At 39.0% G+C, this 21,742-nt stretch carries 23 protein-coding genes, 3 pseudogenes and 1 riboswitch; of the genes and pseudogenes, 23 read left to right on the top strand and 3 right to left on the bottom strand.

The genetic code is table 11. The features are described 5' to 3' along the window. The first annotated feature begins 103 nt into the window (after nucleotides 1–103). The 5 genes from rpmG to G8782_RS02110 all read left to right on the top strand — a co-directional run bounded on the left by rpmG (nucleotide 104) and on the right by G8782_RS02110 (nucleotide 4,283). Nucleotides 104–253, top strand: a complete 150-nt coding sequence (gene rpmG / locus G8782_RS02130) for a 50S ribosomal protein L33 (protein WP_075528000.1) — start codon at nucleotides 104–106, stop codon at nucleotides 251–253. Nucleotides 254–313: 60 nt separating this feature from the next. Then, entirely contained in the window at nucleotides 314–895 is a 582-nt protein-coding gene (locus G8782_RS02125) for a 5-formyltetrahydrofolate cyclo-ligase (protein WP_172369259.1), read from the top strand. Continuing rightward, the gene (locus tag G8782_RS02120; protein ID WP_172369258.1) at nucleotides 892–1,083 is read left to right on the top strand and encodes a YqgQ family protein; all 192 of its coding nucleotides are present in this window, start codon (nucleotides 892–894) and stop codon (nucleotides 1,081–1,083) included. The genes G8782_RS02125 and G8782_RS02120 overlap by 4 nt, the downstream gene beginning before the upstream one ends. Nucleotides 1,084–1,229: 146 nt before the next feature. After that, nucleotides 1,230–3,137 (top strand): LTA synthase family protein, encoded by a 1,908-nt coding sequence (locus G8782_RS02115; RefSeq protein WP_172369257.1) that lies wholly within the window; start codon nucleotides 1,230–1,232, stop codon nucleotides 3,135–3,137. A gap of 63 nt (nucleotides 3,138–3,200) precedes the next feature. Next, complete coding sequence (locus G8782_RS02110) at nucleotides 3,201–4,283, top strand: YqgU-like beta propeller domain-containing protein (RefSeq protein ID WP_172369256.1); 1,083 nt, start codon at nucleotides 3,201–3,203, stop codon at nucleotides 4,281–4,283. 59 nt (nucleotides 4,284–4,342) lie between these two features. On the opposite strand, the gene G8782_RS02105 is transcribed toward G8782_RS02110, so the two are convergent. Beyond that, nucleotides 4,343–4,519, bottom strand: coding sequence for a DUF2759 domain-containing protein (locus G8782_RS02105; protein ID WP_172369255.1), 177 nt, complete (start codon nucleotides 4,517–4,519; stop codon nucleotides 4,343–4,345). A gap of 162 nt (nucleotides 4,520–4,681) precedes the next feature. Here G8782_RS02105 and G8782_RS02100 point away from each other — a divergent pair, with 162 nt between their 5' ends. After that, entirely contained in the window at nucleotides 4,682–5,320 is a 639-nt protein-coding gene (locus tag G8782_RS02100; protein WP_172369254.1) for an MBL fold metallo-hydrolase, read from the top strand. A 96-nt stretch (nucleotides 5,321–5,416) separates the two neighbouring features. On the opposite strand, the gene G8782_RS02095 is transcribed toward G8782_RS02100, so the two are convergent. Beyond that, nucleotides 5,417–5,659, bottom strand: coding sequence for a DUF2626 family protein (locus tag G8782_RS02095; protein WP_172369253.1), 243 nt, complete (start codon nucleotides 5,657–5,659; stop codon nucleotides 5,417–5,419). A 325-nt stretch (nucleotides 5,660–5,984) separates the two neighbouring features. Here G8782_RS02095 and comGA point away from each other — a divergent pair, with 325 nt between their 5' ends. The 11 genes from comGA (at nucleotide 5,985) to fabI (ending at nucleotide 15,571) form a co-directional block, all read left to right on the top strand. Beyond that, entirely contained in the window at nucleotides 5,985–6,986 is a 1,002-nt protein-coding gene (gene comGA / locus G8782_RS02090; protein ID WP_172369252.1) for a competence type IV pilus ATPase ComGA, read from the top strand. Then, nucleotides 6,983–8,032: a competence type IV pilus assembly protein ComGB gene (gene comGB, locus G8782_RS02085; RefSeq protein ID WP_172369251.1), complete on the top strand. Its 1,050-nt coding sequence runs from the start codon at nucleotides 6,983–6,985 to the stop codon at nucleotides 8,030–8,032. The genes comGA and comGB overlap by 4 nt, the downstream gene beginning before the upstream one ends. A gap of 24 nt (nucleotides 8,033–8,056) precedes the next feature. After that, nucleotides 8,057–8,359: a competence type IV pilus major pilin ComGC gene (comGC, locus tag G8782_RS02080; protein ID WP_425505475.1), complete on the top strand. Its 303-nt coding sequence runs from the start codon at nucleotides 8,057–8,059 to the stop codon at nucleotides 8,357–8,359. Beyond that, nucleotides 8,355–8,906 (top strand): prepilin-type N-terminal cleavage/methylation domain-containing protein, encoded by a 552-nt coding sequence (locus tag G8782_RS18750; protein ID WP_172370180.1) that lies wholly within the window; start codon nucleotides 8,355–8,357, stop codon nucleotides 8,904–8,906. The genes comGC and G8782_RS18750 overlap by 5 nt, the downstream gene beginning before the upstream one ends. After that, a complete protein-coding gene (locus tag G8782_RS02070; RefSeq protein WP_172369249.1) occupies nucleotides 8,794–9,093 on the top strand; it encodes a hypothetical protein in 300 nt (99 codons plus the stop codon). Before G8782_RS18750 ends, G8782_RS02070 begins: the two co-directional genes overlap by 113 nt. Continuing rightward, nucleotides 9,078–9,527, top strand: coding sequence for a competence type IV pilus minor pilin ComGF (gene comGF / locus G8782_RS02065; RefSeq protein ID WP_172369248.1), 450 nt, complete (start codon nucleotides 9,078–9,080; stop codon nucleotides 9,525–9,527). The genes G8782_RS02070 and comGF overlap by 16 nt, the downstream gene beginning before the upstream one ends. Before the next feature lie 190 nt (nucleotides 9,528–9,717). After that, complete coding sequence (locus G8782_RS02060; RefSeq protein ID WP_172369247.1) at nucleotides 9,718–10,233, top strand: shikimate kinase; 516 nt, start codon at nucleotides 9,718–9,720, stop codon at nucleotides 10,231–10,233. Nucleotides 10,234–10,450: 217 nt separating this feature from the next. Next, a riboswitch (glycine riboswitch) is annotated at nucleotides 10,451–10,542 on the top strand. A gap of 141 nt (nucleotides 10,543–10,683) precedes the next feature. Next, nucleotides 10,684–11,781 (top strand): glycine cleavage system aminomethyltransferase GcvT, encoded by a 1,098-nt coding sequence (gene gcvT, locus G8782_RS02055; protein WP_172369246.1) that lies wholly within the window; start codon nucleotides 10,684–10,686, stop codon nucleotides 11,779–11,781. A 31-nt stretch (nucleotides 11,782–11,812) separates the two neighbouring features. Continuing rightward, nucleotides 11,813–13,180 carry an aminomethyl-transferring glycine dehydrogenase subunit GcvPA gene (gcvPA, locus tag G8782_RS02050; RefSeq protein ID WP_172369245.1) on the top strand — a complete coding sequence of 456 codons (1,368 nt, stop codon included), beginning with the start codon at nucleotides 11,813–11,815 and terminating at the stop codon, nucleotides 13,178–13,180. Further along, nucleotides 13,173–14,633, top strand: coding sequence for an aminomethyl-transferring glycine dehydrogenase subunit GcvPB (gene gcvPB / locus G8782_RS02045; protein WP_172369244.1), 1,461 nt, complete (start codon nucleotides 13,173–13,175; stop codon nucleotides 14,631–14,633). The genes gcvPA and gcvPB overlap by 8 nt, the downstream gene beginning before the upstream one ends. 158 nt (nucleotides 14,634–14,791) lie before the next feature. Then, nucleotides 14,792–15,571 carry an enoyl-ACP reductase FabI gene (gene fabI, locus G8782_RS02040; protein WP_172369243.1) on the top strand — a complete coding sequence of 260 codons (780 nt, stop codon included), beginning with the start codon at nucleotides 14,792–14,794 and terminating at the stop codon, nucleotides 15,569–15,571. A 63-nt stretch (nucleotides 15,572–15,634) separates the two neighbouring features. Here fabI and G8782_RS02035 read toward each other — a convergent pair whose 3' ends face one another. Further along, nucleotides 15,635–15,964 (bottom strand): rhodanese-like domain-containing protein, encoded by a 330-nt coding sequence (locus tag G8782_RS02035; RefSeq protein ID WP_172370179.1) that lies wholly within the window; start codon nucleotides 15,962–15,964, stop codon nucleotides 15,635–15,637. Nucleotides 15,965–16,313: 349 nt separating this feature from the next. Between G8782_RS02035 and G8782_RS02030 the strand changes: the two genes are divergently transcribed. The 6 genes and pseudogenes from G8782_RS02030 to G8782_RS02005 form a co-directional block, all read left to right on the top strand. Then, nucleotides 16,314–16,499 carry a hypothetical protein gene (locus G8782_RS02030; protein WP_172369242.1) on the top strand — a complete coding sequence of 62 codons (186 nt, stop codon included), beginning with the start codon at nucleotides 16,314–16,316 and terminating at the stop codon, nucleotides 16,497–16,499. A gap of 244 nt (nucleotides 16,500–16,743) precedes the next feature. After that, nucleotides 16,744–17,523, top strand: a complete 780-nt coding sequence (locus G8782_RS02025; protein WP_425505474.1) for a lipoate--protein ligase family protein — start codon at nucleotides 16,744–16,746, stop codon at nucleotides 17,521–17,523. Between the two features lie 180 nt (nucleotides 17,524–17,703). Further along, a pseudogene (locus tag G8782_RS02020) lies at nucleotides 17,704–18,525 on the top strand (ribonucleotide reductase N-terminal alpha domain-containing protein); the annotation flags it as partial. 85 nt (nucleotides 18,526–18,610) lie between these two features. After that, nucleotides 18,611–19,390 carry an HNH endonuclease gene (locus tag G8782_RS02015; protein ID WP_172369239.1) on the top strand — a complete coding sequence of 260 codons (780 nt, stop codon included), beginning with the start codon at nucleotides 18,611–18,613 and terminating at the stop codon, nucleotides 19,388–19,390. Between the two features lie 291 nt (nucleotides 19,391–19,681). After that, nucleotides 19,682–20,824, top strand: a pseudogene (locus tag G8782_RS02010) (vitamin B12-dependent ribonucleotide reductase); the annotation flags it as partial. A gap of 280 nt (nucleotides 20,825–21,104) precedes the next feature. Next, nucleotides 21,105–21,707, top strand: a pseudogene (locus tag G8782_RS02005) (vitamin B12-dependent ribonucleotide reductase); the annotation flags it as partial. Nucleotides 21,708–21,742: the final 35 nt, after the last annotated feature.

The raw sequence follows: 21,742 nt of genomic DNA, 5'->3' as shown, positions 1-21,742 counted from the left end.
CGCATATTCTACTGGACATCTAGGCGGTTCGTGTTATAATTAAAAAGTCGTATAAATCATGCTCATATTTAATTTTATAGTCTGATGAGTGGGAGGGACAAATATGCGCGTAAACATTACACTTGCTTGCACTGAATGCGGTGAGCGCAATTATATTTCAAAGAAAAATAGACGTAACAATCCGGAACGTCTCGAAATGAAAAAATACTGCTCACGTGAAAGAAAACAAACTTTGCACCGTGAAACGAAATAATCGCTCAGGCCAAAACCGTCATTGGTTTTGGTTTTTTCATTTGAAATGGGGGGTATCATTATGAAAAAGAGTATTTTTCGAAACGATATGATAAAACAATTAAAATCAATGGATTTGCAAGAATATAAACAACTGTCTTTAGCTATAAAAGATAACCTTTTTACTTCACCTGAATTTCTTAACGCTTCTATTATCGGGATAACTATCTCTAGATTTCCCGAAGTAGATACCAAACCGATTATCGAGGCAGCTTGGGAACTCGACAAACAAATTGCAGTACCGAAATGCGAGAAGCAAACAAGGGATATGGATTTCAGATTGATTAACACATATGATAACTTGGAAATGGTTTATATGGATTTACAAGAACCGATTATTACAGAAACAAAATCCATTAAAATGAATGACATTGATTTGCAGATTGTGCCTGGAGTTGTCTATAATAATTATGGATTTCGAATCGGCTTTGGCGGAGGCTATTATGATCGATATCTGTTAGACTTTAAAGGTGATGCGATTTCGCTTGCTTTTGAAATACAAACGGATCATGTGATTCCCTTCGAAAGCCATGACATCCCTGTGCAAAAAATCATCACTGAAAACGGCATAATTGTTTGCGGGAAAGGTGAGAGTAGCCGATGAAAAATCTTCTCAGTATAATTCATTTACTGAAGAGGTTTGGTATTTATGTATACACTGGAAATCGAAAAGATGATATCGATTTAATGATGTCGGAAATCAAGGATCTTTATGACAGTGGTTTGCTTCAACAAGATCAATACTTAAAAGCTGTATTAGTATTAAGGTCTGAGTTTCAGAGTGAGGAGTAAAGCCTCATTCACTTAGCCTTTAGTCCTCTTATTGTTTATACACGAAACTTTTAACCCTTCCGTACGTCTATTATGTAGTACACTCACAAAACATTTGAATCTAAACATATTCTTAGAGTATTACTAGTTGAAAGGAAGTTACAGGAATGAAAAAAATTAATTTTAATTGGCCCAAACATTCCGTACTCATAATTGCTATAGTCGCGACATGGATTACCACATATATTGGCTATAAAACAAGCTTTAATATGAAAATTGATAATATGATGCAGGAAATCATCCTATTGATGAATCCGCTGAGCTTTTTATTATTTATTTATGGAATCGCGCTTTTCATTAAGAGTACGAAACGGAGAAATATATATATACTCTCAATTAGTTTGTTTACATCGATTGTGATGTTTTCAAATGCCGTCTTCTATAGATTTTTCAATGACTTTATAACTTTGCCGCTACTGTTTCAAACGAGTAATTTTAATGATCTTTCATCATCGATTACGACTAATATGAATGTAACCGATATCTTCTTCTTCGCGGATACTCTCGTGGTCTTCTTGGCGATTCGTTTGCTTCCGAAAGCTGGAGAAACAACAGTTCTAAACGGCAAAGTCGGCCGGAAGTTATATTTTATAATGGCTGCGACAGTCATGATGTTAAACTTAGGTCTCGCAGAAACGCAACGGCCGCAGCTATTAACACGGACGTTTGATCGGGAGCTCCTCGTTAAAAACATCGGGACTTACAATTACCATATTTACGACGTTTTTATTCAATCTAAATCTCATGCCCAAAGAGCATTAGCCGATGGCAGTGAATTAGTTGAAGTTGAGAACTACAGCAACGCGAATTATGCAGCACCTGACCCGGAAATGTTCGGAGTTGCCAAGGGCAGGAATATCATTGCGGTCTCATTAGAGTCCCTGCAATCATTTGTCATAAATGAAGAAATGGATGGTCATGTAATCACGCCATTTTTAAACGAGCTGACAAAAGATCCTGATACATTTTATTTTTCCGAGTTTTACCATCAGACAGGTTTAGGGAAAACTTCCGATTCAGAGTTTTTACTTGAGAATTCTCTCTATCCACGAAATGGAAGTGCGGTGTTTTTCACGCATAGTGGAAATACGTATAATTCTCTATCTAATCGACTTGGAGAGAATGGCTATTTCACAAACGTGATGCATGCAAATAATTCGAGTTTTTGGAACCGAGATATTATGTATAACGCACTTGATATCCAAAAGTTTTACGATGTTAATAGTTACACGATTAATGAAGGGGATGCTGTCAACTGGGGTATGAAGGATATTCCTTTTGTTGAACAGTCAGTCGATTTAATGGCTGAAATGCCGCAACCTTTTTATTCACGTCTGATTACGTTAACAAACCACTATCCATTTGTTTTAGATGAAGAGGATATGCTGATTCCGCAATACGATTCGAACTCGCGTACATTAAATAATTATTTTCAATCTGTACGTTATATGGATGAAGCAATAAAAATCCTTTTTGAGGACCTGAAAGAAAAAGGGTTATATGATAATTCAATTATCGTAATGTATGGTGATCATTACGGAATTTCTGAAAACCATAATAAAGCAATGGGTATGTATTTAGACAAAGAAATCACACCTTTTGATAATGCCAAGTTGCAGAAAGTACCGCTTTTCATTCATATTCCAGGCTATGAAAAAGGCGAAGTTATTGATGAAGTTTCCGGTCAATTGGATTTACGACCTACATTGCTTCATTTAATGGGAATTGATACTAAAGGCGATATGCAATTGGGTGCCGATATATTTTCGCCGGATCATGAACAGTTTGTCGTATTTAGAGATGGACGATTTATCACGGATAAATATGTGTATACTCATGAAGTCTGTTACGACACAATGACGGGCGAAGCGGTGGATGGCCTTGCATGCGAACCTTATATAGAACGCGCAACAACCGAATTAGATTACTCCGACATGATTATTAATGGAGATTTACTCAGATTTAAAGAAGAAAAAATTGAGTATATGAAACCCAACGAAATAAAAATAAAGTAACAAACACTTAATCTGCACGGTAACCTCCGTGCAGAATTTTTTTATAAGAAAGGAGGGGGATCGTTGAAGAGAATTGCAATAGTCATCGGAATGGCCATGCTATTACTAGTTAGTTGCGAAAAAACGAGCTTTAATATAAATGATATAGAATACCCGCATAAAGAAGCAGATGCAAAATCAAATGTTTTTGAAACTTTGGAATTAGATTCAGCTAAATTCCATTTTGTAGTCGGTTGGTTAAATGACGTTGAAATTGTTTTTGTTGAAAAAGAAGATAGCGACTATCATTTAAAATCATTTAACGTTAAAACAGGGGAAATTGATTTATTATTCAAAGATTCGATGATAATCGTAGATGCGCTTATACATCCCAATAAAGACATGATTTTAATACACGCATCAAATGATTCAACTTCAGCGAACCTGAAAATGATTTCTCTGGAAGGTGAAGTGTTAGATGAGATTTCAATTTCTTCCTCTGAACTAGCGATAGAATGGAATGACATAGATCCAAACTTAATTTTATTGACTGCATTTTATCAAGATTGGACGTATGATGTATTTTTATATAATGGAAATGAAAAAGAAATTAACTCGATATCTCTCGAAGATCCATTTCCAAAATGGCTTGGTTCGCAAATAGTTACAGTACATATCCCGGAGCACCCATTAGATGGCGGCTCGCTCCATCTTTATGATTGGGTTTCAAAAACAATTGAACCTTTGCCGCATGATGACATAGTACATTTCGAAACTAGTGGAAAATCATTGTTAATCGTAAAAATTGTGAACGGAGAAGCTGAATATCAAATTATTAATCAAGCTGGCACTAACTTAAACTCATGGACACTCCCAGCGGTAAGTAATTATTCTGAATGGATTATTCCGGACATATCATGGATTGGCGATGAATCGATTATTACATTGGCGGCAAGCGGCGGCGGGGAACTTGATAATTTGAGTGAACCTTTTATGCTCGTAAAGTTGGAGAAGGGTGAACAAGTTGTTATTAATAAAAATAGCAATTTAACGGCTTTGAAATGTTCTCCGGATGGAGAGAAGTGTTTGACGGGTAATTCGAGTGAAAAACTAATTGATATTCGGGAAAAAGAAGAATTCACTTGGTTGTTGTTGAATCAAAATTAACTTTTATGAAAATGAAAAAAGCATCCAATTCGTAAAAACGAAATTGGATGCTTTATTTTTTACAGTGCAGGTGGGTACCCTTGTGTAACGATTGTAGCAATTGTAAAACCGCCGAAAACTACAAATGCTCCGAAGTTGAACAGAACACTTAGAACGTTTCTTTCTTTGATTGCTTGAACTGTTCCAATCGCTGCAAAAATACCAACTAGGCCGAAAATAACCATTAATAAATTCATGTATGAAGACACTCCTTTCAACATAGAAAAAATGAATGCCGATATAGCAATACTCCTCTTCTATTGTAAGCTGAACAGCTTATTTTGTCGAGTGATATTAATGACAATTATTTGTATTCGATTTTTGATTTGCTTAGACTAGAGTATAAGGAGGAGAATTATATGTATAAAGTTACTACATATCCACTAGGTCCGATTCAAACAAATTGCTATATAATTCAAGATGAAATAAAAAATTGCTTACTAATCGATCCTGGTGAAGAAGGATTGCGTTTAGTTTCTGAAATCAAGAAAAATGAACTTAATCCATGGGCAATTATGTTAACGCATGGGCATTTTGATCATATTGGTGCAGTTGATGTTGTACGTGATGAATTTAATATACCTGTTTATATTCATGAAATTGAAAAGGACACGCTAACAAATCCTGAACAAAACGGCTCTACCCGATACCCGGGACTACCATTGGTGAAAAATAAAGAAGCAGATTTTTTGCTCACAGATGAAGGCGTCAAGGATATAGGACCCTTTACATTTGAAGTGCTTCACACGCCGGGTCACTCCCCGGGAAGCGTAACATACGTTTTCTCTGATGATCGATTTGCGATTGTCGGAGATACCTTATTCAACCAGGGAGTGGGAAGGACAGATTTACCTGGTGGAAATACTGAAATTTTGCTGTCTTCAATTCATAATAAGTTATTAACGCTCGGAGATGATTTTATTATTTATCCGGGCCATGGTTCTCCCACGACGCCAAGTCATGAAATGGAGATGAACCCCTTTTTAAATGGATTTTAACTAAAGTTACTTGAGCGAACTCAATTGAAAGCCGGGGGTACAATCTCGCGGAACAAAAAAACAGCCTTAATGGGCTGTTTTTTTGTAAAGAATTAATTAGTGTCCGCCACCTGGTACGTGTATGAACGTTGCGTAGTAACTGAAACCGACCATGAATACCATTAAATAACTGGCAAACATGTACATATACATGCGCTCTGTTAAATTTAAATACCCTAGAAGTAGGAAGAAAATGGTGCTTGCTACGAATAGAAGCGAAGCAGGGTACATATCACCAGCAAAAAACAGAACTGCGAATATGCCTGTCCACCAGCCCATTAACTTGAACATGTTATCCATGTGTGTTGTCCCTCCTTAATTACAATACAATAAGCTCCTATTTATTATAAAGGATAGCGGCTCCATATGTAAACTCAAATCAATAAAAGATTGTGACGAAGCCGTGTATTTCCTTGAAATACATCGTTTTATAATGAATAATTCAATTTTGCCCAGGAAAATCGCATGATAATTTAATTTTGGGCCCTTTTTTCCCGTCAAAATTTAAGTTTCGAGTATTGTATTCCTTTTAAAAGATTATTATGTATAATTTGAATTAGACGGTTAGCAGTCAACCGTGAAAAGTGAATTTGACAATTCAATTCATTTTAAAGAGGGGTGTTCGATGAACAAACAGGAAAATGTTGTTGAACAAAAAAGCATGCAACTTCTTGAAAATGCAATTGCGTATGAGGCAACGGACATTCATCTTGTCCCGTCAGATGAAGGGTATACTGTTTTGTTTAAAAAAGATTTAAAGTTGCACGAGAACAGTAAAATTGTACACCAATTAGCGATTAGAATGATTTCTTTTTATAAGTTTCTTTCCTCATTAGATATAACCGATAAACGAAAACCCCAAAGTGGATCCTTCCACAAACAGATACGAGAAGACAACTATTCTTTTAGAGTATCGACAATCCCAGCTATTCATTTCAAGGAAAGTGTAGTCATCCGATTACAAAAACACGATCGTATTGTTCCGATTGAACAGTTATGTATTGAACGAGAATGGTCTGAAAAATTAATCCGGGCAAGTTCAAAAGAACAAGGTCTGATTTTTTTAACGGGACCAACTGGTTCTGGGAAAACGACGACTATGTATTCATTAACATCGCACTGCGTAAATAATCTGAATCGGCATGTAATAACGTTAGAAGATCCTGTTGAAAATAACCATTCACATTTACTTCAAATCCAAGTCAATGAACAATCTGGAATGACTTATTCAACAGGTTTAAAAGCTATCCTGAGACATTCTCCCGATGTCATTATGATCGGGGAAATCAGGGATGGTGAAACGGCTAAAACTGCAGTTCAAGCAGCCTTAACTGGCCATTTGGTTTTCTCTACAGTGCACTCCAAAGATCCAGCAGGTTGTTTTTATAGAATGATGGACTTTGGCATTTCAGCAGAAGAATTGAGGCAAACGGTAATTTGCATTTCAGCACAGCGGCTGATACGACAACATAATGGCAATAGGGGAGTTGTATTTGAAATAGTTGATGGAGTCATGCTTGATGACATGACGGATTCCATCATGAAAGGAGAGCGAATAATTTTCCCGTCTGAGAAAAGAATCTCTTCAGTAGTGAAGAAATATAGTATTTCCGGGCATTTTAAATGATTGAAGATAAATATCATGTCAAAAGAAAACTTAAGCTAAAGAATCGTCCGGAGTTTTTATCGAGATTAGCCGTACTCCTAAAGGAAGGCTATACATTTTACGATAGTGTTCACCTTTTACTACCACATCATGTAGACGACTATCAGTTACTACTCACTAAAATCGAGTCCGATTTTCGTGATGGTGAATCTGTGACGCATATTTTAAGTCGATTAGAATTTTCTTCAAGCGTCTTGCTTCCGGTGATTATTGCAGAAAGAGATGGCAGACTGGCTGAAACGCTATCTAGTATGGCAGGTCGATTGGAAAAAACGGAAGAAGCTAAAAAGAAGTTGAAAGGACTTCTGGCATATCCGGCAGGGTTATTTATTTTTATTTCGTTTTTGCTGCTTGGATTTAGAAAGTTTTTTCTGCCGAATATCGAATTACTTGCATCATCAAGGTCGAATGGAGAAAGCGGCTTAGTTCAATCATTGCCTAAATTAGTCGCAAAAACTCCTGATATTATTTTGGGGGTCGGTTTCATACTAACTTGCTTGATTGTTAGTTGTATATTTTATTACAAAAAATTACCGCCTCCTAAAAAAATAAAGTACTTTATCAGTATTCCTATTATAGGAGATATTTTTACAATGTGGAAAACACGATTGTTTTCTAGCGAACTCGGAAGTTTATTATTATCCGGACTATCTATGCAGGATTCACTCGATGTTTTAATTAACCAGAATTTAGATCCTGTTCTAAGCGAGATTGCCAATGAAATCAAAAAAAGAGTTATTTACGGTGAACCATTTGATAAGGCAGTAGCCCTTACAGATGGGTTAACCAAACAATTTTCTTCGTTCGTGGAACACGGTACAAATAGCGGCCATTTACCGAAAGAATTGATTATTTATAGTGAATATCTGGAAAACAAGATTAACAAACTATTGGAAAATGGACTTGCTATTTTGCAACCGGTTCTTTTTAGTCTGATCGCGATATGCATTTTGGCTGCTTATATCGCATTATTACTACCGATGTATGGAATGATAGATAAAATTTGAGGGGGGAGTTACATTATGGTAAAGATGAATAATGAAAAAGGGTTTACATTAGTAGAAATGTTAATCGTACTTGCGATAATCTCAATTTTGATTCTCATTGCGATTCCAAACGTTACAAAACAGTCGAAGGTGATTGACGAAAAAGGGTGCGACGCCTACGTAAAAATGGTTCAAGGGCAGGTAGAAGCGTACAAATTAGAAAATAAGTCTTATCCAGCAGATTTTAATGTATTAGTTACTGGGGGGTTTCTCAATGAAGATCCGGTATGCCCGAACGGGTCAGCATTAACGCTTGCTGACGGTAAAGTTACGGAGAATATAGATTAACACTGAGGCGAGACAAGCCGGGTTCACTTTAATTGAACTCGTATTTGTTTTATCGATAGCGATCATATTAAGTGCGGCTATAATTCCAATCGGCGATAAGTGGATTCGCACTACGGCTGAAGAAGATGCATTTAAGTCGATTATTGCTACAATACAAAGTTTGCAAAGCTATTCAATGGCGAATAATGTTTACACTCGATTAAGATTTACTAAACCAGGAACTCAAACAATGTATGTCGCTGAAGCGCCAGGAAGTATAGAGTTTTCAAGAAAGCTTTTGCCAGAAGGAATGCATGTATCCAGTTTAAGTAATTTAAAGACTGTCGAATTTCATGCGAATGGAGATATTATTAATTTCGGCAGATTAACATTACTTACAAATCGAGGAAGTAGAACAATCACTTTTCAAATGCAACGAGGAAGGATGACGATCAGTGAATCAAAAAGGCTATTCTTGGCCGGAAGCAATCCTGACCCTCACAATCATAGTTATCGTATTTGGTACATTACTTCCGCTCGCGACGAAAATGATGACTACACTGCATGACAAGAAACAATCTATGTATGCTGTTGAAACACTGTATCACGGTGCGATTTTATACAAAAGCAACGGGATGAGAGAAGGGCAAAGACATATTGAAGGAAACGATTTTGCTTGGAGTTTTTATGACAATTCAATATGCGTGGTTTATCGTTTTGAAAAAGAGGTGACCGAAAAGTGTCTTCACAATTAACGGTCAGGGAAGAAAAAGGCTTTACATTCATTGAAAGCTTGTTCCAATTAATTATTTTTGTCGCATTTGCACATTTGTTTGTATTGTTCTTTTTATGGAAATCTCCAATTGAGGAGCAATATGCAAATATGTCCGATGGCGCTTGGGAATTATTTGCAGTAGACTTTCAAGCTTCTATCGTTGATGTTAAAGAATTCAATGTCCACGTTGGGGGTCACGGGATAAGTTTTGTAACAGATAGAGGTAGGATTGATATCGAACAGCGCAATGCGATGATTAGAAAGGCAATCGACGGACAGGGCCATATCCCATTTTTGACGAATGTTCAATCAGCCTATTTCATGTTAAATGGTCCGGTGGTAACTGTTACTGTGACTATGCTTGATGGGACACGGAAGGAGCGAGATTTTGCGGTTGGATTCAATTCAGAATGAGGGCGGCTCAGTACTGGTAGCTGCAATTATTCTACTATTTTTTGTTAGCCTCTTTCTTTTCTCTATAGTTTTGTGGCATGATAGTATATATAGAAGCTACGATTCACTAGAATTATATTATGAGAATGAAACAATTAAGATTTTAGACATGAGTAAATAAGAATCGATTTCATAAGAAGGGGAGTGCAAAGTGAAAAAAGTTTATTTAGTAGGCTATATGGGTTCGGGAAAAAGCGCAATCGGAAAAAGAATAAGCTTTGCAACAAAACTTCCATTTTATGATATGGATACTGAAATCGTAAAGAAAACAGGGCTTACCATTCCGGAAATATTTGAGAAACACGGAGAGGAATACTTTCGACAATTAGAAACAGAATTTCTTCTTACATTCAGGGATGAATATTGTATTATTGCTACAGGCGGAGGCGTACCTTTAAGAGAACGGAATCGTGAAATAATGAGGAAAACAGGTATTGTGTTTTTCTTGAATGCGCCTTTTCGGGATATTTGGCGTCGGATTGCGACCGACAAAAACCGTCCCATCGTCCAACGGTCAACACGTAATGAACTTGAAAATATATTTAATAAGCGTAAACCGATTTATTTGCAGTCAGCTCATTTTATCGTGGAGACTGAACGCAGATCATTACGGGATATTACTGCTTACATAGCTTTTCAAATAGGTCGTTTGAAAGGCTCTGGATGAGAAACAGGGAATCTATCAGGATTCCCTGTTTTATTTCTGGTTAATTGATTGAATAATTAACATCCGCGCCAATTCCCGAACATTGAGTGATGGGTATAATATTAAAGTTCGTGTTTTCGCCTTTTTAATATTAATGATTGCACTTACATAAATCTAATGTTAAGATATGACTTGAAAGTAAAGATTTTTTATAATAATAGAAACTTAATAATTGCGAATGATTGCATGAGGAGAGAACGCTTAAGCGTCGCCGAAGGAGCAAGTAACGATCGTTATGAATCTCTCAGGCAAAAAGACTCATGCATGACGCATCTCTGGAGAGTGTCAGCATCGACTGGCCACCAACGAGGAAAGCCGCAAGGTCAAACTTTCAGGTACACAGACAGAGGTTCCCTAAAATTAGGGGAACCTCTGTCTTTTTTTACGAAAATTAGCGGGGAGGAATGCATTATGACTACTACGTTGAAGAAAACTGTACTTTTTAATCATTACAAAGATTATGGCGGTAAAACAATTGATTTTGGTGGTTGGGATTTACCTGTACAGTTCTCTAGCATTAAAGCAGAACACGAAGCAGTTCGAACGAAAGCTGGACTATTTGATGTTTCGCATATGGGAGAAATCTTAGTAACCGGAGATGGAGCACTTTCCTATTTGCAAAAAATGATGACAAATGATGTCTCTAAACTTAAAGTTGGACAAGCTCAATATACGGCGATGTGTTACGAAGACGGCGGGACCGTTGATGACCTTCTTATCTATAAACGGGATGAAGGAAATTATTTGCTCGTAGTCAATGCTTCTAACCTTGAAAAAGATCTCGAGTGGATGAATAAGCATAAAACTTCAGATGTCGAAATTGAAGATAAATCTGATGCTTATGCGTTACTAGCTCTTCAGGGACCGCTTGCTGAAAAAACACTTCAAAAACTTACGTCTGTACCATTAAATGAAATAAGGTTTTTCCGTTTTCAAGAAAATGTGCAAATTTGCGGTCAAAACGTTCTAATTTCCAGAACAGGATACACTGGCGAAGACGGCTTTGAACTTTATGCATCTCCTGAGTCGATTGTGGTTCTCTGGGAAGCGATCTTAATGGCAGGAGAAAGCGACGGTGTCGTTCCAGCCGGACTCGGCGCCCGTGATACGCTTCGTTTCGAATCGGGTCTGCCTCTGTACGGCCAAGAGTTATCCCAAGACATATCACCACTAGAAGCTGGACTTGGTTTTGTTGTAAAGCTTAATAAAGAAGAAGACTTTATCGGCAAGCAGGCGTTAGCTGAACAAAAAGAAAATGGCATCCCTCGAAAACTTGTCGGCCTGGAAATGATTGATAAAGGGATTCCGCGTACGGGCTACAAAGTTTTCCTTAATGATGAAGAAGTTGGTGTAGTAACAACTGGTACTCAATCGCCAACATTAAATAAAAATATTGGTTTTGCACTTCTGAATACGGAGCATGCTGCAGTTGGAACTGAAGTGATTGTTCAAGTAAGAAAAAGAATGCTGAAAGCAGTAATTATCGATACACCATTTTATAAACGTTAATTATCAATTAATAGAAAAGGGGATTATGAACATGAAGCATCGCTATATGCCAATGACGACAGCTGACCGCGAAGAAATGCTTAAGGTAATCGGTGTCGATTCTGTGGATGAATTATTTGAGGCAATTCCAGAAGAAGTTCGTTTTAAAGGCGAGTACAACATAAAACAGGCAAAATCAGAGTCTTCATTAACGAAAGAACTTTCAAAACTTGCTGCTAAAAATGCAGATTCCCAGCGTTATGCATCGTTTTTAGGTGCTGGCGTTTATGATCATTATAAGCCGATTATCGTTGATCACGTTATCTCTCGTTCTGAATTTTATACGGCTTATACACCATATCAACCTGAAATCTCTCAAGGTGAACTCCAAGCAATCTTTGAATTCCAAACAATGATTTGCGAATTAACGGGGATGGAAATTGCGAACTCCTCCATGTATGACGGAGGAACTGCACTTGCAGAAGCTGGCACACTAGCAGCGGGTCACACACGCAAGAAGAAAATACTTATTTCTGAAACAGTGCACCCAGAATCACGCGACGTCGTGTTAACGTATGCCAAAGGACAATCAATTGAAGTTGTTACGGTTCCACAGAGAGATGGTGTCACCGATATTGAGCAACTTCAAGAATTGCTAGATGAAAATACTGCGGCCGTTCTCGTTCAGTACCCGAATTTCTTTGGACAAATTGAAGATATTGAAAAGATCGGAAAACTCACACATGCCGTAAAAGGTTTATTTGTTGTATCGTCAAATCCGCTTGCACTAGGCGTGTTGACGCCTCCCGGAAAATTAGGCGCGGATATCACTGTCGGCGATGCCCAGCCGTTCGGAATTCCGGAATCGTTCGGTGGTCCGCACTGCGGGTACTTTGCAGTGACTAAAAAGTTAATGCGAAAATTGCCAGGCCGTCTAGTTGGAGAGACAGTTGATGAAGACGGGAAACGCGGCTATGTGCTAACTCTTCAAGCGAGAGAACAACATATTCGGCGCGATAAAGCAACGTCTAATATTTGTTCGAACCAAGCGCTGAATGCACTAGCGGCTTCCGTTGCAATGACGGCATTAGGAAAAGTCGGAGCCCAGGAAATCGCATATCAAAATATCGTGAAAACCCGCTATGCAAAAGAAGCTTTTGAAAATGCAGGCTTTGATGTTGTCTTCAACGGCGCTCATTTTAATGAAATTGTCGTCAACGTCAAAAAATCTGTCAAAGAAGTGAATCAATACCTATTCGCAAACGACATTATCGGTGGATATGATCTTGGTTTGAAATTTGAAAACCTTGAAAATCATGCTTTAATCGCAATTACGGAACTACGTACAAAAGAAGAAATCGATGCACTCGTTCAGCATACAGCTGCTATCGTGCAGGAAACGGAGGCCCTCAATGCGTAACGAAGATCAATCATTAATTTTCGAAATAACAAAAGAAGGTCGAATTGGCTATAGCCTTCCAGAACTTGATGTACCGGAACTTGATCTTGATGAGCTACTGCCGGCCGGCTATCACCGCGAGGAAGCAGCGGAGCTTCCTGAAGTATCGGAACTCGATATTATGCGTCATTACACGGCGCTTTCAAAGCGTAATCACGGCATTGACTCCGGGTTCTATCCGCTCGGCTCATGTACGATGAAATACAATCCGAAGATAAACGAATCAGTTGCACGCTATCCTGGTTTTGCAAACATTCATCCACTGCAAGACGAATCGACTGTCCAAGGAGCAATGGAATTGATGTATGATCTTCAAGAGCATTTAGTAGAAATTACAGGAATGGATGAAATTACGCTCCAACCCGCAGCAGGCGCCCATGGGGAATGGACTGCCTTGATGATGATCCGCGCTTTCCATGAAGCAAATGGAGATTTTCACCGTACGAAAGTTATCGTACCGGACTCCGCGCACGGAACAAACCCCGCATCAGCTACAGTAGCGGGGTATGATACGATTACTGTTAAATCTGACGAAAGAGGACTTGTGGATTTAGAGGACTTGAAGCGCGTTGTCGGCGATGATACTGCTGCATTAATGCTTACAAACCCGAATACGCTAGGTCTTTTTGAAGATGATATCGTGAAAATGGCGGAGATTGTACATGGAGTCGGCGGAAAACTCTATTATGACGGCGCGAACTTAAACGCAGTTATGTCGAAAGCACGTCCTGGGGACATGGGCTTTGATGCCGTTCACTTGAATTTGCATAAAACATTTACCGGCCCTCATGGCGGCGGCGGACCGGGTTCAGGTCCAGTTGGCGTTCACAAGGATTTAATTCCTTTTCTGCCGGCACCGGTTCTAGTGAAAAAAGATGATAAATTTACATTCGATTACGATCGTCCTCAAGCAATTGGCCGAGTTAAACCCTTTTACGGAAACTTTGGCATCAACGTCCGTGCGTACACTTATATTCGCTCAATGGGACCGGATGGCTTGAAAGCTGTAACCGAAAATGCAGTCCTGAATGCGAACTATATGATGCGCAGATTAGAGCCTTATTTTGATCTTCCTTATAATCAACATTGCAAGCATGAATTTGTTTTATCAGGTCGCAGACAAAAGAAATTGGGCGTTCGAACACTTGATATCGCGAAACGACTATTGGATTTCGGTTATCATCCACCGACAATCTACTTCCCGCTTAATGTTGAAGAAGGAATGATGATTGAACCGACTGAAACTGAATCGAAAGAAACGCTGGATTCATTTATCGATGCAATGATTCAAATTGCAAAAGAAGTCGAGGATAATCCGGAAATCGTTCAAACTGCGCCTCATACGACTGTCATTAAACGTCTAGACGAAACTCGAGCAGCCCGACAGCCTGTTTTGCGTTATTCAAAAGATTAATTATACAACCATGAAAAACACAGTGCATTTACTGTGTTTTTCATTTTTTTACGTAAAATTTAATTTAACATCGCTAGAAAATTATGTTACACTTACTTTTAGTACCAGGTGCTAAAGTTAAGCGTTTATTTGACAATCAATTGGAGGATTTGGATATTATGGATGATTTACTTAAAATTAAAGGCAAAAATATTGTTGTGATGGGTGTTGCCAATCAAAGAAGTCTTGCTTGGGGTGTCGCAAAGTCACTTGCAAAAGCGGGTGCTAACTTAATTTTTACATATCGAAAAGAACGTTCGATGGACAGAATTACGAAATTGTTGAATGAAAATGAAATGGAAGCCAAACTCATCGTTCAATGTGATGTTAATGAAGATGATAGCATTAAAGAAGCATTTAAAACAATTGGCGAAAAAGTCGGTTCAATATACGGTGTTGTTCATTCACTAGCGTTTGCACATGCAGAAGATCTTCGAACTGATTTTATCAACACATCTAGAGATGGTTTTGCATTCGCTCAAGATACGAGTGCGTATTCGCTAATCGCTGTTGCTAAGGAAGCAAGTCCGTATATGACAGAAGGCGGATCAATCGTTACAATGAGTTACTTAGGCGCTGAACGTGTCCTCGAAGGGTATAACGTCATGGGGATTGCAAAGGCTTCTCTTGAAGCATCTGTTAAATATTTAGCATCTAGTTTAGGTAAAGACAATATTCGCGTTAACGCTATATCAGCGGGTGCAGTCCGCACGCTTTCTGCCAAAGGCGTTCCTTCATTTAATACAATTCTATCCAAAATTGAAGAAACTGCTCCTTTGAAAAGAAATATCACGCAAGAAGAAGTTGGAGATATGACGCTAGCTGTTCTAAGTAACCTTTCAAGCGGCGTAACCGGAGAAATCATTTATGTAGATGGCGGCTACAATATTATGGGGTAACACCGTACGAATCTAAAAAGGTTGAGCATGCAGACAGACTATCTGCGGGCTCAACCTTTTTGATTATTTACTTCTGATTTTGCCTGTCCATTGACGGAATCCGCCTTGGAGTTGATATAACTTCGTGTATCCTTTTTTCTTCAGAAGCAAAGCGGCACGCGCGCTTTTTCCTCCGTTTTGGTCATATAAATATGCCGGTAGATCCGGACGAATTTCTTTATGACGTTGTCTGAACTGAGAGTACGGAATATTTCGAGCTCCGAGGATGTGACCGGCTTCAAAATCTTTTTGCTCGCGGACGTCGATTAATTGAGCTTTCCGGTATCCTTTTATAAATTCTTCTTGTGTCAAATTTGTGACTGCTTTTCGTAGGCGCAACATCGTCACAACCATATAAATAATGATAACGACAAGGATTCCTATAACAATATAAAGTGTATCCACCACAACAACTTTCCCCTTTCTCTATTCTATTCTATTATAAGAGGAATGAGTCAATAAATCCATTGCTATGAAGGGATTTATCAACCCTTTTTTCAAAACGAAGCCTAATTAACCCCAAAATCGTTTTTTGAAACCTTCGATGAAGGCCCTTACCGATTCTATCTTCATATTGTTCCATCAAGTGGCCATGCTTTGGGTGAAACTCGTAAATTGAGCGTTCGCCATTTTTATTGCGCCCACACAGAAACGTGACTGTTGAATACATTGATTATATATGAAAAGAAAAAGGAGAGAATAAATGGACCCGCGTCTAGCAGATCTTCTTCAGAAAACAAGTTTATACGGTACTTTAGCGAAATACTATGAACATATAAATCCAAGATGGCATATGTATTTCTACGAATTACACTTTAATTATGAGAAACAACTTGTTCAACATTACTGGATGCTTCGCGAAAGAAATCCAAATATGGATAACGAATAATCTTAAGCATTTTTAATTTAGTGAGCCGCTAGGCGGCTTTTTTATTTGTTCAATATTACCATTATAATGAGTAAATCACTTAAAAGGTTGCTAGCCTGCCATTTCAAAAATAACTATTATTAGAGTATGGTGGAACTTGTTCAATAGGGATGCTAAAATGAAGTTCGGCACAAAGGAGGTAGAAGTATTGGGAAAGACAATTTGGCATTATATTAATTCTGGTAAATGCACTGCTTCTTATAATATGTCGCTCGATGAAGCACTATTGGAGTGGCATAGCAAAGGAGAAATTGGCCCTGTCTTACGTTTTTATGAATGGTCTCCGGCAACATTATCGATTGGCTATTTTCAAAGTGTTTCAAAAGAAATTGATATGGAGCAAGTTGAAAAGCTTGGGTTGGGATTTGTGAGGAGACCGACTGGGGGCAGAGGCGTACTGCATGATGATGAACTTACATACAGCGTTATTGTGACGGAAGACTATCCGAATATGCCGGAAACGGTCACAGAAGCATATCGCGTGATTTCGGGCGGGCTTTTAGAGGGATTCCGAAATCTAGGACTCGATGCATGTTTCTCAATTCCTGAAAGCAAGGAAGAGATTGACGGGCTAAAAAGACCTCGGAGTGCCGTTTGTTTCGATACGCCCAGTTGGTATGAACTCGTCGTGGAAGGCAAAAAAGTTGCCGGAAGTGCCCAAACTCGACAAAAAGGTGTTATTTTACAACATGGTGCGATTCTGTTAAGCCTTGACGCGGAAAAACTTGTATCATTGTTTACATTCAAGTCGGAAGATCAACGCGAACGTATGAAAATCGGTATCCGTGAAAAAGCGGTGGCGATCGACCAACTTGCAGGTCGAAAAGTGACTGTAGATGAAAGCATCGCTGCCTTTTCAAAAGGCTTCGAAAAAGCGCTTAATATGCGTCTAGAACCTTATGAATTATCCGAAGAACAACTTTCTTATGTAAAAGAAATCGAACGAAAAAAGTATGGGAACAACGATTGGACATTCAAGAAGTGAAACTAGAACTTTAGATACATTTTATACATTTGAAATTTTAGAAGTGCGACATGACTGCATTTATTAAAAATCTAACAAACTATTTCATTTGTAACGTCAAACCATATGTAGTACATTAATAAATAAGATAGACACAATATATTGTGTCTAGTCGAAAATTCTATAAAGGAGGATGCCTCAATGGTTATTGCTTCAAAGCATCAAGAACCAGTTCTGGATAAGGAACAATTAAACAAAGATATCGCAGAATTCCCGCAAGTGCATCCAATAACAGAAGACATGCACATCGAACACAAAGGTGTGTCGAGACTCGTAATGATTGACCGGTATTCGTTCAAGGACACTGAAAAGAAAACGTTGAAAATTGGGGATTTCGTTGTTTTAACAGTGAAGGAGGATCCGAAGTTTCCGGCACGCGGACTCGGATTCATTACCGCACTCGATGAAAAAAATGGACAAGCAGAGATTTGGATCGAACGGGATTATCGTTCGGCGATTGACGATCCTGAGGAACAAGAAATCGGAGTTATCACACGACCGATTGAAGTGATCGAAAAGCCGCTTGAAGTATTCTACGAACAAATCGCTAAGCGAAATGCGACTGGCCTTGCATCTGTGGAGACGACGGAAGAAAAGCGTCAGGAATCGTTTGAAAGCTTTTACAAACAACTTTCGACATTGAACTTCATTCCAGCGGGACGAGTCCTTTACGGAGCAGGCGCGGAAACTGATGTTACGTATTTTAATTGTTACGTCATGCCGTTTGTAGCCGATTCACGTGAAGGCATCTCAGATCACCGCAAGCAAGTAATGGAGATTATGAGCCGCGGCGGCGGTGTCGGAACGAATGGTTCGACATTACGCCCGCGCAACACGCTTGCAAGAGGCGTGAATGGTAAATCATCAGGTTCCGTCTCCTGGTTAGACGACATCGCGAAATTGACGCATCTTGTCGAACAAGGCGGGAGTCGCCGAGGCGCGCAAATGATTATGTTGGCGGATTAAAGAAGTTGAAGAACTGTTTTCTCTTTCCTTAAATATAAAAAACCCTTATAATTAATAGAACGAATGTTCTTGGAGGGGTTTTATGATTACACAAGAATATCTTTTTCAGCGGTATATAATCGATGGATTATCTGTGAATCAAATCGCACAGGAAACTCAACTAACAAGAGATCAAATTAGAGGTAGACTAAGAAGATTTGGAATTCGAAAACAACCAATTCAACTTACAAATCAACTTTACGACAATAAGGATTGGCTATATCATCAATATGTTGAACTGGAGAAAGGTTATACAGTTATCGCGAATGAATTGGGAGTAAGTTATATCACAATTTTGAGTCGCATTCTTCATTTCGGATGGCCAGTTAGAGGACATAATGATATAGATAAAGGTGCTCCTAGGAGAGGAAAGAAACATAGCGAAAATTCTTTGTTGAAAATTAGAGAAACACGTCAAAGAAAAAGAGTTATGACAAGCTGTGCCTATTGTCTTAAAGATATTGAGTTAGTGTTGTCTGCACATAAAAGATCGAAAATTAATTTTTGTAATCAAATTTGTTTTAGAAAATATCTTGTTATTAATAGAGTAACTCCTAATGACGTTACTGATTCAGCGGAATATAAAGAATGGAGATTAAAAGTATACAAACGAGACGGATATCGATGTAAAATGCCGGGCTGCTATTCACAATCTAGGGTTATTGCGGCTCATCATATTTATCCTAAAAAGAAATATCCTGAAATCCAGTTTGATACTACCAATGGAATTACCTTGTGTAAAACATGTCATGAAAAAACTTACGGGAAAGAAGAACAATTTATAACAATGCTAGTCCGCGTCGTCCAGACAATGGGCGATTAGAAAATCGGGTGAATTGCGAAGAACTCCTTAGAGACCGTTAAGCTACAACGTGACTGGAAACGGTGAGCGTGAATGCTAAAAAATTAATGGTATTGGACAATCCGCAGCCAAGCGCCGTATAGGTGAAGGTTCAACGACTAACGAAAACATTCATTATGAATGAAAGTAGAGTAGGGAAGATCTAGTACTTTCCGAAGCGCCCGGCCCCTAACAGATTATGCTGAGGGTGATGATATAGTCTACTCCGTCTGCATATAGCAGAGAAATATCCTGAAAAGGACGGTATTTAGGTGGCACCCTGACATTCTTGAATTCATCATTTCAAAAATGCAGAATCCAAGAATTCTACGTTATCTTCTAGAACATACGGAAGATGAACTGATTAAAAAATTAGCAAATGAAAAACTGAAATTCAAACCGTTAACAGCCCAGGAAGATGCGATGTATCAGAGCATCCTGAACTACCGTAATATCCCTGGATTAGGCGGCTTTAGTGAAGAAATCATGAAAGACGCTGAAACGAAATTACGCGACGGCGGAACGTATTCCGTACATAATCCAGAATTCCTCACGGGTGCAAACATCTCAGTTACGCTGACAGATGATTTCATGAAAGCTGTCGAGGAAGATGCAGATTATGACCTGAGATTCCCTGCAGTCGAGAAATACTCTCCGGAAGAAATGAAACACTATAACGAAAAGTGGCATGAAGTCGGAGATGTTCGTGAATGGGAACGACAAGGATTCGGAGTGCGAGTTTATAGAACGATTAAAGCACGCGCCCTATGGGATCTTATCAATATTTGTGCAACGTATTCGGCTGAACCAGGCATTTTCTTCATCGACAATGCCAACAGCGAAACAAATGCAAAAGCGTACGGCCAGCAAGTCGTAGCAACAAACCCATGTGGAGAACAACCTTTAGCACCTTATTCTGTGTGCAATTTAGCTGCAGTAAACCTTGCTGAAGTAGCCGATAAAGAAACGAAAACAGTTAATTATGAAAAACTGAAGGAAATCGTGCAAGTCGGCGTGCGTATGCAGGACAATGTCATCGATGCGACACCATATTTCCTCGAAGAAAACGAAAAACAAGCTCTCGGAGAGCGCCGTGTAGGACTTGGCGTCATGGGACTTGCTGACCTTCTGATTTACTGTGAGAAAGAATACGGTTCAGAAGAAGGAAATGTGCTCGTCGATAAAGTATTTGAAACGATTGCAACGACAGCATATCGCGAATCTATAGAACTTGCTAAAGAAAAGGGAAGCTTCCCGTTCCTGATCGGCAAGACAGATGAAGAAACAAAAGCGCTACGTGAAGCATTTATCAACACAGGCTTCATGAAAAAAATGCCTGAAGATATCCGTGAATCAATCCTTGAACACGGAATCAGAAACTCTCATTTATTGACTGTTGCTCCAACGGGTAAATGAATTGCCCCCGGTGCAAGTAATTGCATCGTGTAAATTAGGCTGTATGCGGGAAACTCTGAGTATCCTTTTGTACCTGTACATTGCCAAGTACGCAAAGGTAAAAATTGAAAGGTGCAGACAATCCGCAGGGAAGTCGTGGCTGACCCCTCAACGACTACACGCCTGACAACCGAGTTATTTCTTTTCATTTGGTTGATGATATAGTCTGACCCATATGGCGACATATGGAGCGGGTACTGATAATCCCGCCCTCCTAAAGGTTAGGAGAGTAACAAAAGTGAGTACTGGAACAATGGTAGGAGTTTCAACAGGATTAGAACCTTATTTCTCCTTTACGTATTACCGCAGTGGGCGCCTTGGTAAATTTATCGAAGTGAAAGCTGAAATTGTAGAGGAATATTTAACACGTAACCCTGAAGCAGATCCGAATAATTTACCTGAGTGGTTTATTTCGTCGATGAGTCTTGCGCCAGAAGCGCATGCTGATGTGCAGTGCATCATTCAACGTTGGATTGACAGCTCGATTTCCAAAACGGTGAATGCGCCGAGAGGTTACACGGTGGAACAAGTAGAAAGCGTGTACGAGCGTTTATACAAAGGCGGAGCAAAAGGCGGTACTGTTTATGTAGACGGTAGCCGTGATTCCCAAGTGTTGACGCTAAAAGCAGAAGAAAATGAAATTGATTCAGATTATGTTGAAGAAGTAATCGAGAAGCGACCAGTTATACTCGTTGACACGATTCAGGATCTTCGTTCAACGAATGTCACAATCGGCTCTGAAGTAGGAAATACTTGCCCGGTTTGTCGTCAAGGTACTGTCCAAGAAATGGGCGGTTGCAACACATGTACCAACTGTAACGCGCAGCTAAAATGCGGCTTATAATATAAAAAGAAAACAGGCATCCACTCTCAAAGCGA

Origin of the sequence: Sporosarcina jiandibaonis, from assembly GCF_013184495.1 — a bacterium.
Classification (GTDB): domain Bacteria; phylum Bacillota; class Bacilli; order Bacillales_A; family Planococcaceae; genus Sporosarcina; species Sporosarcina jiandibaonis.
This window is presented reverse-complemented; position numbering and strand designations above follow the sequence as displayed.

Bases quoted from the DNA above. Each gene is read 5' to 3' on its own strand.
- rpmG (WP_075528000.1), top strand. From the start codon at position 104: ATGCGCGTAAACATTACACTTGCTTGCACTGAATGCGGTGAGCGCAAT.
- G8782_RS02030 (WP_172369242.1), top strand. From the start codon at position 16,314: ATGGACCCGCGTCTAGCAGATCTTCTTCAGAAAACAAGTTTATACGGT.
- comGC (WP_425505475.1), top strand. From the start codon at position 8,057: ATGAATAATGAAAAAGGGTTTACATTAGTAGAAATGTTAATCGTACTT.
- G8782_RS02105 (WP_172369255.1), bottom strand. From the start codon at position 4,519: ATGAATTTATTAATGGTTATTTTCGGCCTAGTTGGTATTTTTGCAGCG.
- G8782_RS02115 (WP_172369257.1), top strand. From the start codon at position 1,230: ATGAAAAAAATTAATTTTAATTGGCCCAAACATTCCGTACTCATAATT.
- comGA (WP_172369252.1), top strand. From the start codon at position 5,985: ATGAACAAACAGGAAAATGTTGTTGAACAAAAAAGCATGCAACTTCTT.
- G8782_RS02035 (WP_172370179.1), bottom strand. From the start codon at position 15,964: ATGGTTGTGACGATGTTGCGCCTACGAAAAGCAGTCACAAATTTGACA.
- gcvPB (WP_172369244.1), top strand. From the start codon at position 13,173: ATGCGTAACGAAGATCAATCATTAATTTTCGAAATAACAAAAGAAGGT.
- G8782_RS02100 (WP_172369254.1), top strand. From the start codon at position 4,682: ATGTATAAAGTTACTACATATCCACTAGGTCCGATTCAAACAAATTGC.
- G8782_RS02120 (WP_172369258.1), top strand. From the start codon at position 892: ATGAAAAATCTTCTCAGTATAATTCATTTACTGAAGAGGTTTGGTATT.
- G8782_RS02025 (WP_425505474.1), top strand. From the start codon at position 16,744: ATGTCGCTCGATGAAGCACTATTGGAGTGGCATAGCAAAGGAGAAATT.
- G8782_RS02015 (WP_172369239.1), top strand. From the start codon at position 18,611: ATGATTACACAAGAATATCTTTTTCAGCGGTATATAATCGATGGATTA.
- fabI (WP_172369243.1), top strand. From the start codon at position 14,792: ATGGATGATTTACTTAAAATTAAAGGCAAAAATATTGTTGTGATGGGT.
- G8782_RS02095 (WP_172369253.1), bottom strand. From the start codon at position 5,659: ATGGATAACATGTTCAAGTTAATGGGCTGGTGGACAGGCATATTCGCA.
- gcvT (WP_172369246.1), top strand. From the start codon at position 10,684: ATGACTACTACGTTGAAGAAAACTGTACTTTTTAATCATTACAAAGAT.
- comGB (WP_172369251.1), top strand. From the start codon at position 6,983: ATGATTGAAGATAAATATCATGTCAAAAGAAAACTTAAGCTAAAGAAT.
- gcvPA (WP_172369245.1), top strand. From the start codon at position 11,813: ATGAAGCATCGCTATATGCCAATGACGACAGCTGACCGCGAAGAAATG.
- G8782_RS02125 (WP_172369259.1), top strand. From the start codon at position 314: ATGAAAAAGAGTATTTTTCGAAACGATATGATAAAACAATTAAAATCA.